We start from the raw sequence: 14211 nt of genomic DNA on the forward strand, positions 1-14211 counted from the left end.
GGAGAGCTGATGGCCGGCCCACTGCCCATCGGCGACCCGGCCCCGGCCGACGGCCGCCTGCCGCACGACATCCGGATCCATCCCGATGTCGCCTTCGGCGTGTATCTTCACGTGCCGTTCTGCCGCGTGCGGTGCGGCTACTGCGACTTCAACACCTACACCTCCAGCGAGCTGCGCGGAGCGCGTCAGGACCAGTACGCCGACACGCTGCTGCGCGAAGTGGCGCTGGGGCGCGAGGTGCTCGCGTCGGCCGGCGCGCTCCGTCCGGCGTCCACCGTCTTCTTCGGCGGGGGCACGCCGACGCTGCTCCCCGCGGGCGACCTCGCCCGCATGCTCGACGGCGTGCGCGAGGCGTTCGGCGTCGCGGAGGGCGCCGAGGTCACGGTCGAGGCGAACCCGGACACCGTGACGCCGACCGTGGTGCGCGAACTCGCCGCCGCCGGGGTGAATCGCATGTCGATCGGGATGCAGTCGTCGGTGCCGCACGTGCTGGCAGCGCTCGACCGAACGCACACTCCGGGCAACGTGCGCACCGCCGTCGACGCCGCGCGGGATGCCGGCCTCGACGTCAGCGTCGACCTCATCTACGGCGCGCCGGGGGAGAGCCTCGGCGACTGGGAGAGCTCGCTCGACGAGGCCCTTTCGCTCGGATCCGACCACATCTCGGCCTACGCGCTGATCATCGAGGATGGCACGAAGCTCGCCCGTCAGATCAAGCGCGGCGAGGTACCCGCACCGGACGATGACCTCCAGGCCGACATGTACGAGATGGCTGACCAGAAGCTCGCCGCCGCCGGCTTCGACTGGTACGAGGTGAGCAACTGGTCTCGTGGCGTCGAGCATCGCTCGCGCCACAACCTCGCCTACTGGCGCGGCACCGACTGGTGGGGGTTCGGGCCCGGTGCCCACAGTCACGTCGGCGGTCTGCGCTGGTGGAACGTGAAGCACCCTGCGGCCTACGCGCAGCGGCTCGCACTCGGGGAATCTCCGGCTGCAGGACGCGAGCGGCCGGATCCGGAGGCCCGCGCCCTGGAGCAGGTGCTGCTGGAGAGCCGTATCCGCGAGGGCCTCGCGATCGACGCGCTGGATGCCGGCGCCCGTCGCGCCGTGGCGGGCCTCGTGGCGGACGGGCTGATCGACGGCGCGTCGGCGATCCGGGGGCGGGTTGTGCTGACGCTTCAGGGGCGTCTGCTCGCCGACGCGGTGGTGCGCGCGCTCACGGAGTGATCCTGAGTAGAATTGGCACTCAGTACGAGCGAGTGCCAAGCGCGATCGGGAGGTGCCCATGGTCACGGAACGCGGACTCAAGGTCCTCCGCGCGATCGTGCAGGACTACGTCGACACCCACGAGCCGGTGGGCAGCAAGTCGATCGTCGACCGCCACGCCTTCGGTGTGTCGGCCGCGACGATCCGCAACGATATGGCGCTTCTGGAGGACGAGGAGCTGATCGCGGCGCCGCACACGTCCTCCGGGCGCGTGCCCACCGACAAGGGCTATCGCGTCTTCGTCGACCACCTCGCCGAGCTGCGTCCGCTTTCCACGGCCCAGCGCTCGGCGATCTCGACCTTCCTCGCCGACCCGGCCGATCTCGACGACCTGCTCTCGCGCACCGTCCGCCTGCTCACACAGCTCACGGGTCAGGTCGCGCTCGTGCAGTATCCGTCGTTCGCCTCGGCGAACGTCACCCACGTCGAGCTCGTGTGGCTCGACGAGTCCCGTCTGCTCGTCATCATGGTCACCGACAGCGGTCGCGTATCGCAGCGTCTGATGGCCACGCCGGCGGGGGTCGGCGAGGACGACGTGCCGCTGCTGCGCGCGCAGATCGCGACGCTGGTGAGCGGGCGATCCGTGCGGTCCGGGGCTGAGCGCATCGAGGCCCTCCGCGGCGCTGCGCCCGCGGAGCGCGGCCGGATCGACGACGCACTGCTGGCGATCGCGGGCATCGTGGCGGAGGAGCTCGACGAGTTCCGCCAGGACCGCCTCGTGATGGCGGGGGCGGCGACGCTCGCCAAGCGCGAGCAGGACTTCCGCGGCAGCATCCATCCGCTTCTCGAGGCCATCGAGGAGCAGGTGACGCTGCTGCGGCTGATGTCCGAGATGGCGCCCGACGAGAAGGGCCTCTCGGTCTCGATCGGCCGTGAGAACGAGGCGTTCGGTCTCGCGGAGGCCTCGATCGTCGCGAGCGACTACGAGGCGACGATCGGGCGGGCGCGGGTGGGCCTGATGGGCCCCACCCGCATGGACTATCCCAGCAATCTGGCCACCGCGCGCGCCGTCGCGCGGTACCTGACCCGGCTGCTGGACGAGGACGAGAACCGCCGCTGAGCGGTTCGACATTTCAGAGCGATCCAGGATCGGCGCCCCGAGCGAAGGGCGCGATCCGATGAGAGGCGACTGTGGCTGACCACTACGAGGTGCTGGGCGTGCCGCGCGAAGCGAGCACCGACGACATCAAGAAGGCGTATCGCAAGCTGGCGCGCCAGCTGCATCCGGACGTGAACCCGAGCGCGGAGGCGTCCGAGCAGTTCAAGCTCGTGACCCACGCGTACGAGGTGCTGAGCGACGACGAGAAGCGGCGCCGGTACGACATGGGCGGCGACGACAGCATGTTCGGGGGCGCGGCCGGCGGCTTCGGCGGCTTCAGCGACATCTTCGAGACGTTCTTCGGCGCCGGCGGAGGTGCGCGCGGCGGTCGCCCGCGGTCACGGCGTGAGCGCGGCCAGGACGCCCTGGTGCGCGTCAACCTCGATCTGGGCGACGTGATCTTCGGCGCGCACCGCGACCTCGAGGTCGACACGGCCGTGCTCTGCGAGACATGCGAGGGGTCGTGCTGCCAGCCCGGCACCGGCACCGAGCGCTGCGAGATCTGCGGCGGATCGGGCCACGTGCAGCGTCAGGTGCGCAGCCTGCTCGGCAACGTCGTCACCTCGCAGCCCTGCGGGGCGTGCCAGGGCTACGGCACAACGATCCCGCACCCCTGCACCAGCTGCAACGGCCAGGGTCGTGTGCGCTCGCGCCGCACGGTGTCGGTCGACATCCCCGCCGGCGTCGAGACGGGTCTGCGTCTGCAGATGCCCGGATCCGGCGAGGTCGGTCCCGCGGGAGGCCCCAACGGCGACCTCTACCTCGAGGTGCACGTCGCCTCGCACCCTGTCTTCAGCCGCGACGGCGACGACCTGCTCGCGACTCTCGAGGTCTCGATGCCCGACGCGATCCTGGGCGCGAACGTCACCATCGACGCGCTCGACGGCCCTGTCGACCTGGAGATCCGTCCGGGCGTCCAGGCCGGCGACGTGCTCACGATCAAGGACCGCGGCATCACGGGGCTGCGCACCGCGAACCGCGGGGACCTCAAGGTCGGCGTGCACGTGGTGACCCCGACCAAGATCGACGCCAAGACCCGCGCGCTGGTCGAGGAGCTCGCCCAGCGCACGAAGGCGCCGAAGCCCCACCTCGCCGAGTTCCACCAGGGTCTGTTCTCGAAGCTCCGCGACCGCTTCCGCGCCAGCTGATCGCCATGGCCCTGCACTTCATCGACGACACCGCCGGATCCGTCTCCGTCGGCGGCACGCTGACGCTCACGGGCGCCGAGGCGCACCATGCCGCCGCCGTTCGTCGCGTGCGCGTCGGTGAGGCCGTGACCGTCACCGACGGTCGCGGAACCTGGCTCGAGGGCGCCTGCGAGAGCGTGGCGCCGCGCGAGGTGGTCGTGCGGATCAGCGAGCGCCGCACCGAGGACGCCCCGCGCCCGCGGCTGACGCTCGCGCAGGCGCTTGCGAAGGGCGACCGCGACGAGCTGGCGGTGCAGGCGGCCACCGAGCTCGGTGTCGACGAGATCGTGCCGTGGCAGGCGGCCCGATCCGTGTCGCGCTGGGAGGGGCCGAAGGCGGAGAAGGGGCGCCAGCGCTGGTCGACCATCGTGCGCGAGGCGGCCAAGCAGGCGCACCGCGCGTGGCTTCCGGAGGTTGTGCCCGTCACGACCACGGGGAGCCTCGCCGCACGCGCGGCAGCGGAGCGCGTGCTGGTGCTCGAACCGACCGCCGACGTGCGCCTGAGCGCGATCGATCTGACGGGAGAGGCGTCGATCGTGCTCGTGGTCGGCCCCGAGGGAGGCATCTCCGCCGAGGAGCTCGAGCGCTTCGAGACCGCCGGCGCCCAGCGCGTGAAGCTCGGCGACACCGTGCTGCGCACCTCGACGGCCGGACCCGCGGCCCTCGCGCTCGTCAACGCGCGTCTCGGGCGCTGGTGACGGTGCGCGCCATAGACTGGACGGCATGAGCGAACCCTCGATCTTCACGCGCATCCTGCAGGGCGAGATCCCCGCCACGATCGTCGCCGAGACCGAGCGGGTGTTCGCCATCCAGGACATCGCACCTCAGGCGAAGGTGCACCTGCTCGTCATCCCGAAGACGCCGTACCGCGACGTGCCCGAGCTGGCCGCCGCAGACCCTGCGCTGCTGGCCGAGATGGTGCAGGTGGCGAGTGAGCTGGCCGCCGAGCACGCGGACGGCGATTTCCGGCTGCTGTTCAACACCGGATCGGGCGCGGGCCAGACCGTGTTCCATGTACACGCCCATGTGCTCGCCGGTGGCGACTTGGGAGAGAAGAGCCTTGTCGGTGCCTGACTCCGAGAGCAATTCGCCCGAAGGCGAGCTGGTCACCCAGACCGTGACAGCCGATGGTGTGGCCATGGTGCAGCTCCTCGGTCCGCAGGACCGCCTGCTGCGGATGGTCGAGAGCGCGCATCCCGACGTCGACGTCCACGTGCGAGGCAACGAGATCACGCTGCGCGGCCCGGGCGAGCAGGTTCGCGCCGCTCGCGCCCTCGTCGACGAACTGCTGCAGATGACGAAGGCCGGCCACGCGCTGGGCCCGTCCGACGTGCAGGCCTCCGCGCGGATGCTGCGCGATGAGGGCGGTCCCCGGCCCAGCGAGGTCATGGGGGAGGCGATCCTGTCCAGCAAGGGCAAGGTCATCCGCCCCAAGACCGCCGGGCAGAAGGAGTACGTCGACGCGATCGACGAGAACACCATCGTGTTCGGCATCGGCCCGGCCGGAACCGGCAAGACCTACCTGGCGATGGCCAAGGCGGTGCAGGCTCTTCAACGGCGCGAGGTCGACCGCATCATCCTCACGCGTCCTGCGGTCGAGGCGGGGGAGCGCTTGGGATTCCTTCCGGGAACACTCACGGACAAGATCGATCCCTACCTGCGTCCGCTGTACGACGCGCTGAACGAGATGATGGATCCGGAGATCGTCCCCAAGCTCATGGCGACGGGCACGATCGAAGTGGCGCCGCTCGCCTACATGCGTGGGCGCACGCTGAACAACTCGTTCGTGGTGCTCGATGAGGCGCAGAACACGACTCCCGAGCAGATGAAGATGTTCCTCACCCGTCTCGGATTCGGCACGCGGATGGTCGTCACCGGCGACATCACGCAGGTCGATCTCCCGCAGGGCGCATCGGGTCTTCGCCTCGTGACGCGCGTGCTCGACGGCATCGACGACATCCACTTCTCCCGACTCACCAGCGACGACGTCGTGCGTCACTCCCTGGTCGGGCGGATCGTCGACGCCTACAGCGAATACGACGAGAAGCGCATGGCCGCGCGTCACGAGCGCGACGAGGCCGCCGAGTTTGCCAACCGGGCCGAGCGGCGCGCCGCCGCTCCGCGACCGAACGGCCCCCGAGACCGCATGCCCAAGCGAGGACGATCGTGATCGAGATCAACAACGAGTCCGCCGTCGACATCGACGAGACGGTGCTGCTGCGGCTGACCCAGCACAATCTGGCCGCGCTGAACGTGTCGCCGGACGCCGATGTCGCCATCGTGCTCGTGGACGAGGGCGCCATGGAGCAGCTCCACCTGCAGTGGATGGATGAGCCCGGCCCGACCGACGTCCTGAGCTTCCCCATGGATGAGCTGCGCCCAGGCACGGAGGATCAGCCGACGCCCGCGGGCCTGCTCGGCGACATCGTGCTGTGCCCGCAGGTCGCCGAGTCGCAGGCCGAGACGGCCGGCCACTCCACCCAGGACGAGCTGATCCTGCTGACCACGCACGGTCTGCTGCACCTGCTCGGATACGACCATGCCGAGCCCGAGGACGAGCGCGAGATGTTCGCCCTGCAGAAGGAGCTCATCGCCGCGTTCGCCGCCGCGGAGCGCCGCCGGGGAGCGTGAGGGCGGCATGACCGAGTCCGCCCTGCTGGCCCCGGTCCTGCTGCTGTGCGGGGCCCTCGTCCTCGTGCTGTTCGCGGGTCTGATGTCCGCCGTCGACGCCGCGCTCGGGGTGAGCTCGCGAGGTGATCTCGTCGAGCTGGCGACCGAGGGCCGTTCGACGCGGTCGCTCGCACGCATCGCCGCCGATCCCGATCGGCACGGCGCCGTCGTCGTGTTCGTGCGCGTGCTCGCGGAGATGACCGCCGCCGTGCTCGTGACGGCCGCGTTCACGGTGCTGTTCGCCAACGTGTGGTGGGCGATCGTGTGCGCCGCGCTGGTGATGGCCGGCGTCGACTACGTCGCCGTCGCCTCGAGCCCCGCCACCTATGGACGCCGCTACGCCGAAAAGCTTCTGCCGTTCGCGGCCCCCGTGGTGCGTGGGCTGTGCCTCGTGCTCGGCCCCGTCGCATACGGTCTTGCGCGCTTCGGTCGACGCCTGACGCCGGGAGGAGGGCGGCGCAGCTTCGAGTCTGAGGAGCAGCTGCTCAGCATCGTCGACGAGGCCGTATCGAACGCCGTCATCGAGGCCGATGACCGCGAGCTCATCCACTCGGTCTTCGACTTCACGGATCAGGTGGTGCGGGCCGTCATGGTGCCGCGCACCGAGATGGTCACGGTCGACGCGGATGCGAGCATGAGCGAGGCGCTGCGCCTCTTCCTCGACCGGGGCATCTCGCGAATGCCGGTGGTGGACGGCGAGGTGGACGACATCATCGGCGTGCTGTATCTGAAGGACGTGGTGCAGTTCCGCTTCCGCGAGGGCGTCACAGAGCCGAACGTGGGCATCCGCGTGATCGCCCGCCCGGCGGTCTTCGTGCCCGAGCAGATGCGCGCCGAGACCCTGCTGCAGCAGATGAAGCGCGACGCGGTGCACGTGTGCCTCGTGGTGGACGAGTACGGCGGCATCGCCGGACTCGTGACCCTCGAGGACCTCATCGAGGAGCTGGTCGGCGAGATCGCCGATGAGTACGACACGCCCTCGAAGGAGATCGTGGAGCTCACGGATGGCCGCTACCGCGTCAGCGCGCGCCTGTCGCTGGACGAGGTGGGCGAGTTGTTCGGCGTCGAGCTCGAAGACGACGACGTCGACTCCATCGGCGGACTGCTCGGCAAGACCCTGGGGCGTGTGCCGCAGCCGGGCGACGTCGCCGAGGCGTCGGGGATCGTGCTCACCGGCGGCACGTCGCGAGGGCGCGGGCGCGGCATCGCGACGGTGTTCGTCGAGCGCAGCGACGCTCTTCTGGCCGTCGAGGAGGCGTTCGCCGAGTTCCAGCCGCGTACGGGCGAGATCCCGGTGACGAAGGATCCGGACGTGCGGCGGGCCCCCGCCAAGAAGAGGCCCCGCGACCCGCGAAGCGGCGCGACGGGGAAGAGCACCAAGGAGAAGGAAGAGCGATGACCGAGACGCAGAGCGAGGGCCGTTCGGGCTTCGTCACCTTCGTGGGCCGCCCGAACGTCGGGAAGTCGACGCTGACCAATGCCCTGGTGGGCGAGAAGGTCGCGATCACCAGCGACAAGCCGCAGACCACCCGGCGGGCGATCCGCGGCATCCTGAACCGGCCGGGAGGCCAGCTCGTGATCGTCGACACGCCGGGTCTCCACAAGCCGCGCACGCTGCTCGGACAGCGCCTGAACGATCTCGTCGAGCAGGTGCTCGGCGACGTCGACGTGATCGCGTTCTGTGCGCCCGCGACCGAGAAGGTGGGGCCGGGTGACCGCCGGATCGCCGAGTCCCTCGACGGCTACGGGCGTGCGAAGAAGGTGGCGATCGTCACGAAGACCGACGCCGCGACGTCGGATCAGATCATGGAGCGCCTCATCGAGGTGAACGCGCTCCGCGAGGACTGGGCTGCGGTGATCCCGCTCTCCTCGCTCACGGGCGACCAGCTCGAGGTGCTCAGCGACGAGCTGCTGCAGCTGATGCCCGTCGGCCCCGCGCTCTATGAGGAGGGCGTCGTCACCGACGAGAGCACGGAGGATCGCGTCGCCGAGATCATCCGCGAGGCCGCCCTGGAGGGCGTGCGCGACGAGCTGCCGCACTCGATCGCGGTGACGATCGACGAGATCAACGCGCGCGAGGACCGCGACGACCTGACCGACATCCATGCGAGCATCGTGGTCGAGCGGGACAGTCAGAAGGCGATCATCATCGGTCGCGGCGGCTCGCGCCTTCGCGATGTGGGAGCGCGAGCGCGTGCCCAGATCGAACCGCTGATCGGCACGAAGGTCTTCCTCAAGCTGCACGTGCGCGTCGCCAAGGAGTGGCAGCGCGACCCGAAGCAGCTGGGGCGCCTGGGCTTCTGACCCGGGGTCAGAACTGCCGCAGCGCCGACTGGACGATGACCACATCGTCGCCGAACTCGGCGTCGGCGGCGTCCTGCAGGGTGCCGTCATCCCAGCGCACCTGGATCCAGAGGTAGCCGCGCTCCGGCCAGCTGCTCAGCAGGTCCGGGCCGAGGCGAGTCAGCAGCTCATCCTGGATCTCGATCAGCGTCGATTCGGAGGTGTGGCCTGGCTCGCCGTCTGTCGGATCCTCCGGGCGCATCGGATCGTAGAGCGCGAGCAGGATGGCGGGCTGCGTCACCGTGAACGTCGAGCCGTCGAACGTGCCGGTGACGGCGTAGGCGCCCCAGGTGATGGCCGCGGCGCTCTCCTCGCCATCGACCTCCTCCCAGTTCCAGCCCTCGAGCGGGATGCCGCTGCACTGCGGCGGGTAGGACTCGGCGATCGCCCCGAGGCACAGCTCGACGGAGCCGTCCTTGTCCAGGACAGTGCCCTGCGCGGTGACCTCGCCCTCGGGCGGCGCCGGCTCGACGTCGCCGAGCCGAGGTGCACTCGCTGTCGGTGCGGCCGCGGGCCCATCGGCGCGCGGGGTCGCACATCCGGCGAGGGAGATCGTGGCGGCCGCGAGCAGAAGCGCGGCGATGCGGATCCGGTTGCTCATATCTGAGAGTGTCACGGCCCATCAGATCGTCTCAGATGAGCATCCTGCTCACTCAGATCGGCCGCAGGCCCGGGTCAGCAGCTTCGCGACCGCGCATTCTGCGTGCTAATCTTGCGACATGCGCATTGGTGGGCTTCTCCTTCTTAGCCGCCGCGACGAGACCACGTAGCCAGGGCCTCCTCGTCGCGGAGATCGTCGTCGGCCCTCTTCAAGACCACGACATAGAAGAGCGACACCATGGAGAACACCCAGAAGCCCAGCGGCATGCCGATCCACAAGTATCGGCCGTTCCACGAGCAGATCCGCGTCGAGCTGCCCGACCGCACCTGGCCGAGCAAGCGCATCGAGGTCGCACCGCGCTGGTGCGCCGTCGACCTGCGAGACGGCAACCAGGCGCTCATCGACCCGATGAGCCCCGAGCGCAAGCGCGTGATGTTCGAACTCCTTGTGCAGATGGGCTACAAGGAGATCGAGGTCGGGTTCCCTTCGGCGAGCCAGACCGACTTCGACTTCGTCCGTCAGCTCATCGAAGAGGGCCTGATTCCGGATGACGTCACCATCCAGGTCCTGACGCAGGCGCGCGAGCACCTCATCGCGCGCACGTACGAGGCGATCAAGGGCGCGAAGCAGGCCATCGTGCACCTGTACAACTCGACGAGCGTGCTGCAGCGCGAGGTCGTCTTCCGCACTGACAAGCAGGGCATCATCGACATCGCGCTCGAGGGCGCGCGTCTGTGCAAGAAGTACGAGGAGACGGTTCCCGAGACGCAGGTCTTCTACGAGTACTCGCCCGAGAGCTACACCGGCACCGAGCTCGAGTTCGCGGTCGACGTCTGCAATCAGGTGCTGGAGGTCTTCCAGCCCACGCCCGAGCGCAAGGTCATCATCAACCTGCCCGCGACGGTCGAGATGGCCACGCCCAATGTCTACGCCGACTCGATCGAGTGGATGAGCCGCCACCTCGCCCACCGCGAGAACGTGCTGATCTCGCTGCACCCGCACAACGATCGCGGCACCGCTGTGGCGGCGGCCGAGCTCGGCTACATGGCGGGCGCCGACCGCATCGAGGGGTGCCTGTTCGGCAACGGCGAGCGCACGGGCAATGTCGACCTCGTCGCACTGGGCATCAACCTGTTCACGCAGGGGATCGACCCGCAGATCGACTTCAGCGACATCGACCACGTCAAGCGCACGGTCGAGTACTGCAACCAGCTGCCGGTGCCCGAGCGCGCGCCGTGGGCGGGCGACCTGGTCTTCACCGCCTTCAGCGGATCGCATCAGGACGCCATCAAGAAGGGCTTCGAGGCGATGTCCGCGAAGGCCCAGGCGGCGGGTGTCACGGTCGACGACATCGAGTGGGGCGTTCCGTACCTGCCGATCGACCCGAAGGACCTCGGCCGCTCCTACGAGGCGGTGATCCGGGTCAACTCGCAGTCGGGCAAGGGCGGTGTCGCGTACCTGCTGAAGAACGACCACGCCATCGACCTGCCGCGCAAGCTGCAGATCGAGTTCTCCGGGGTCGTGCAGGCCAAGACCGACGCCGAGGGCGGCGAGGTCACCAGCGACCAGATCTGGGCGGCTTTCCAGGACGAGTACCTGCCGGCCGCCGCCGAGGCCCACAAGTGGGGTCGATTCGAGCTGCTGGGCACCAGCACGCAGTCGAAGCTCGACGGCAATGTCACGCTCGACATCGTGCTGCGCGACGGCGAGTCGCAGGTCACGCTCTCGGGCAATGGCAACGGTCCGATCGCCGCGTTCCTCACGATCCTGCGCGATCAGGGCATCGACGTGACTCTCTACGACTACGTCGAGCACACCCTCAGCGCATCGGGTGACGCGGAGGCCGCCGCCTACGTCGAGCTGCAGGTCGAGGGTCAGCGTCTCTGGGGCGTCGGCATCGACGGCGACATCTCGACGGCGTCGCTCAAGGCGATCGTGTCGGGCGTGAACCGTTCGATCCGCACTCGTCAGCCGGAGCTGACGGCCGTCTGATCCGTTCTGCGGCCTGTGACCTCAGGCCGAGCCCCGGGGGTCGTCGTTCGCGGCGGCCCCCGGGTTCATGTCGGGGGTGATGATCGCGATCGCCCCGGTCTCGACGGCCACCTCGGCCGCGACGCGGCGGCGGTACAGCCGACGCTGCTCGGGCAGCGAGAGGTCGAAGATCACCGACAGCATGCGGATCGCGGCGCAGACCACGATGCCGACGGCCGCGCAGATGTAGGGGTGGATGCCGAAGTGGAATCCGATCGCGATGACGCCGCATCCGCCCGCGGCGGCGACCGCGTAGAGCGAGCCGACGTGCATGATCGCGACGGGGAGGCCCAGAGCGATGTCGCGTGCCGCGCCGCCCCCGACGGCGGCGGCGACGCCGATGGCGATCGCGGGAACGACCGGTGTTCCGAGGTCGAGCGCCTTGCTGACGCCGAGCGCGCCGAACAGCCCGATCAGCAGGGCGTCGGCGAGGATGATCAGCTTGTTCAGCTTGTGGAAGACGCCCGCGAGCAGCATGCCGAGCAGCGAGGCCCCGATCGCCACGATCAGGTAGTGGTTGGACTGCAGGGTCGCCGGCGGAAGACCGAGCAGGACGTCGCGGATCAGACCGCCGCCCATCCCGATCATGACGCCGATGAGCGCGACGCCCAGCAGGTCGAGGCGGTTCTTGCCCTGGAAGCCGTGCGCGAACGCGGCGCCGACCGCGCTGCCCAGCCCGACGGCGGCGAGGTCGGCCCACAGCGGCAGCACGAACGTCGATTCGGTCACGCTCTCTATCGTCCCATCCGCGCACGGAGCCGGATGTCCGCGGCCCGGCGGATAATGGATCCGTGCCCTCCTACCGAGACGAAGCCGTTGTGCTGCGCACGCACAAGCTCGGCGAGGCCGACCGCATCGTGACGATGCTCAGCCGCGAGCACGGCAAAGTGCGAGCGGTGGCCAAGGGCGTGCGGCGCACCTCGTCGAAGTTCGGAGCGCGGCTCGAGCCCTTTATGGTCGCCGACGTGCAGCTTTTCGAGGGGCGCAACCTCGACATCGTGCAGGAGGCGTCGACCCTCGGCGCGTATGGCGCCGACATCGCCGCCGACTACGACCGTTACACGGCCGCCAGTGCGATGGTCGAGACCGCCGATCGACTGGTCGATGACGAGCCGGCACCGAACCAGTACATCCTGCTCGTGGGCGCGCTGAGGTCGCTCTCACGCGGCGAGCACGGCACCCGCGGCACGCTCGACTCCTATCTGCTGCGAGCGCTGTCCCTCGGAGGCTGGGCGCCGGCGCTCGACGCGTGCGCGCGGTGCGGGGCCGACGGCCCGCACCGCCTCTTCCTCGCCCAGCTGGGTGGGGTGCTGTGCGCGAACTGCGCGCCACCGGGTACACCTCCCGTGTCACCTGCCGTGCTCGCGCACACGCAGGCGCTGCTCGCCGGGGACTGGGTAGCCGTCGAGGGAGCCGCAGAGCGGGATGCGATCGCGGCATCGGGTCTCATCGCCGCGTACGTGCAGTTCACGATGGATCGCGGGCTGCGCGCGCTGGGACAGCCGCAGCCGCCCGCCTGGAACCGAGGATCGCGATGACCCCCAAGCCGTACACACACAAGGACGCGGTCGCCTACCGTCCGATCGACTGGACCGGTCTGCAGGCGCCCGACTACGGCGGGGACGCGCCCGGGCACGTCGCGATCGTGATGGACGGCAACGGGCGCTGGGCGAACGCCCGGGGTCTCAACCGGATCGAGGGTCACAAGGCGGGGGAGGAGGTGCTGCTGGACGTGGTCGCGGGCGCGATCCAGGCCGGTGTGAGGCACCTCTCGGTGTATGCGTTCTCGACGGAGAACTGGCGCCGCTCGCCCGACGAGGTGCGCTTCCTCATGGGCTACAACCGCGACGTGCTGCATCGCCGTCGTGACCAGCTCAACGAGTGGAACGTCCGCATCCGGTGGGCAGGACGCACACCTCGCCTGTGGGGCTCGGTGATCAAGGAGCTGCGCGTGGCGGAGGCGCTCACCGCTCAGAACACCGGCCTCACCCTGACGATGTGCATCAACTACGGCGGTCACAACGAGATCCTCGACGCCGTGCGCGCGCTGGCCGAGGAGGTCCAGGCTGGCAAGCTGAAGCCCTCGGGCATCACCGAGAAGACCTTGCGCCGGCACTTCTATGTGCCGGACATGCCCAATGTCGATCTCTTCGTGCGCTCCAGCGGTGAGCAGCGCACCTCCAACTTCCTGCTGTGGCAGTCCGCCTACGCCGAGATGGTGTTCCTCGACACCCTCTGGCCCGACTTCTCGCGTGCCGACCTCTGGCACGCGATCGACCTCTACCTCGGCCGCGAACGCCGTTTCGGCGGCGCGATCGACACCCCGAAGGAGACCCCATGACCGATCCGATCCGCATCGACGTCTGGTCCGATATCGCCTGCCCCTGGTGCTACATCGGCAAGCGAAACCTCGAGAACGGCCTCGCCGTCGCGGGGCAGGACGATGACGCGCCCCAGGTCGAGGTGGTCTACCACTCGTTCGAGCTGTCGCCCGACACGCCGGTCGACTTCGACGGATCGAGCGCCGACTTCCTCGCGCAGCACAAGGGGATCTCGATCGAGCAGGCGCATGCGATGAACGACCGCGTGTCGCAGATCGCGCGCGACCAGGCGGGCCTGCACTACCGGTTCGACATCCAGCAGCACACGAACACGGTCAAGGCCCACGAGCTCACGCACTTCGCGAAGGAGCACGGCAAGCAGCTCGAGATGACCGAGCGGATCATGTCCGCCTACTTCCTCGAGGGCCGTCACGTCGGTCGCATCGACGATCTCGTGGCTCTGGCCGAGGAGGTCGGTCTCGATGGCGCGGCCGCGCGCGCGGCGCTCGAGTCGGACGCCTACCTTCCGGCGGTGCGCGCCGACCAGGAGCAGGCGCGCGGCTACGGCATCAACGGCGTGCCGTTCTTCGTGGTCGACGGCAAGTACGGCATCTCCGGTGCCCAGCCCGCCGAGGCGTTCACGCAGGTCGCCCGCCAGGTGTGGGCCGAGCACCAGGTTTGACGGCCGAGGCC

Annotated in this window: 15 protein-coding genes; 13 read left to right on the forward strand and 2 right to left on the reverse strand. The window is 69.5% G+C overall.

Going from position 1 to position 14211, the window contains the following annotated elements; genetic code table 11:
* Positions 1-9 precede the first annotated feature (9 nt).
* The 9 genes from hemW (at position 10) to era (ending at position 8526) form a co-directional block, all read left to right on the forward strand.
* Entirely contained in the window at positions 10-1227 is a 1218-nt protein-coding gene (hemW, locus tag J5V96_RS11580; RefSeq protein WP_208503920.1) for a radical SAM family heme chaperone HemW, read from the forward strand.
* A gap of 58 nt (positions 1228-1285) precedes the next feature.
* Positions 1286-2326: a heat-inducible transcriptional repressor HrcA gene (gene hrcA, locus J5V96_RS11585; protein WP_208503921.1), complete on the forward strand. Its 1041-nt coding sequence runs from the start codon at positions 1286-1288 to the stop codon at positions 2324-2326.
* A 71-nt stretch (positions 2327-2397) separates the two neighbouring features.
* Positions 2398-3513 carry a molecular chaperone DnaJ gene (dnaJ, locus tag J5V96_RS11590; RefSeq protein WP_208503923.1) on the forward strand — a complete coding sequence of 372 codons (1116 nt, stop codon included), beginning with the start codon at positions 2398-2400 and terminating at the stop codon, positions 3511-3513.
* Positions 3514-3518: 5 nt separating this feature from the next.
* Positions 3519-4250: a 16S rRNA (uracil(1498)-N(3))-methyltransferase gene (locus tag J5V96_RS11595; RefSeq protein WP_208503925.1), complete on the forward strand. Its 732-nt coding sequence runs from the start codon at positions 3519-3521 to the stop codon at positions 4248-4250.
* 25 nt (positions 4251-4275) lie between these two features.
* Positions 4276-4626 (forward strand): HIT domain-containing protein, encoded by a 351-nt coding sequence (locus J5V96_RS11600; protein WP_208503927.1) that lies wholly within the window; start codon positions 4276-4278, stop codon positions 4624-4626.
* 64 nt (positions 4627-4690) lie between these two features.
* Positions 4691-5722, forward strand: coding sequence for a PhoH family protein (locus J5V96_RS11605; RefSeq protein ID WP_236014791.1), 1032 nt, complete (start codon positions 4691-4693; stop codon positions 5720-5722).
* Complete coding sequence (gene ybeY / locus J5V96_RS11610; RefSeq protein ID WP_208504239.1) at positions 5716-6183, forward strand: rRNA maturation RNase YbeY; 468 nt, start codon at positions 5716-5718, stop codon at positions 6181-6183. Before J5V96_RS11605 ends, ybeY begins: the two co-directional genes overlap by 7 nt.
* A gap of 25 nt (positions 6184-6208) precedes the next feature.
* Positions 6209-7621 carry a hemolysin family protein gene (locus J5V96_RS11615; RefSeq protein ID WP_208504244.1) on the forward strand — a complete coding sequence of 471 codons (1413 nt, stop codon included), beginning with the start codon at positions 6209-6211 and terminating at the stop codon, positions 7619-7621.
* Positions 7618-8526, forward strand: a complete 909-nt coding sequence (gene era, locus J5V96_RS11620; protein WP_208503929.1) for a GTPase Era — start codon at positions 7618-7620, stop codon at positions 8524-8526. The genes J5V96_RS11615 and era overlap by 4 nt, the downstream gene beginning before the upstream one ends.
* Before the next feature lie 7 nt (positions 8527-8533).
* Here the strand turns inward: era and J5V96_RS11625 are convergent, their stop codons facing one another.
* The gene (locus J5V96_RS11625) at positions 8534-9166 is read right to left on the reverse strand and encodes a hypothetical protein (protein ID WP_208503931.1); all 633 of its coding nucleotides are present in this window, start codon (positions 9164-9166) and stop codon (positions 8534-8536) included.
* Positions 9167-9403: 237 nt separating this feature from the next.
* Between J5V96_RS11625 and leuA the strand changes: the two genes are divergently transcribed.
* Entirely contained in the window at positions 9404-11158 is a 1755-nt protein-coding gene (gene leuA, locus J5V96_RS11630; protein ID WP_208503933.1) for a 2-isopropylmalate synthase, read from the forward strand.
* Between the two features lie 21 nt (positions 11159-11179).
* On the opposite strand, the gene J5V96_RS11635 is transcribed toward leuA, so the two are convergent.
* Positions 11180-11926, reverse strand: coding sequence for a trimeric intracellular cation channel family protein (locus J5V96_RS11635; protein ID WP_208503935.1), 747 nt, complete (start codon positions 11924-11926; stop codon positions 11180-11182).
* 62 nt (positions 11927-11988) lie between these two features.
* On the opposite strand from J5V96_RS11635, the gene recO reads away from it, so the two are divergent.
* From recO to J5V96_RS11650, 3 genes are read left to right on the forward strand one after another with little or no spacing between them, the layout of a single operon-like run.
* Complete coding sequence (recO, locus tag J5V96_RS11640; RefSeq protein WP_208503937.1) at positions 11989-12735, forward strand: DNA repair protein RecO; 747 nt, start codon at positions 11989-11991, stop codon at positions 12733-12735.
* The gene (locus tag J5V96_RS11645) at positions 12732-13538 is read left to right on the forward strand and encodes an isoprenyl transferase (RefSeq protein ID WP_208503939.1); all 807 of its coding nucleotides are present in this window, start codon (positions 12732-12734) and stop codon (positions 13536-13538) included. Before recO ends, J5V96_RS11645 begins: the two co-directional genes overlap by 4 nt.
* Positions 13535-14200, forward strand: a complete 666-nt coding sequence (locus J5V96_RS11650; RefSeq protein ID WP_208503941.1) for a DsbA family oxidoreductase — start codon at positions 13535-13537, stop codon at positions 14198-14200. Before J5V96_RS11645 ends, J5V96_RS11650 begins: the two co-directional genes overlap by 4 nt.
* Positions 14201-14211 lie beyond the last annotated feature (11 nt).

Source organism: Microbacterium stercoris (assembly GCF_017592545.1).
In the GTDB taxonomy this organism is placed as follows: Bacteria; Actinomycetota; Actinomycetes; order Actinomycetales; family Microbacteriaceae; genus Microbacterium; species Microbacterium stercoris.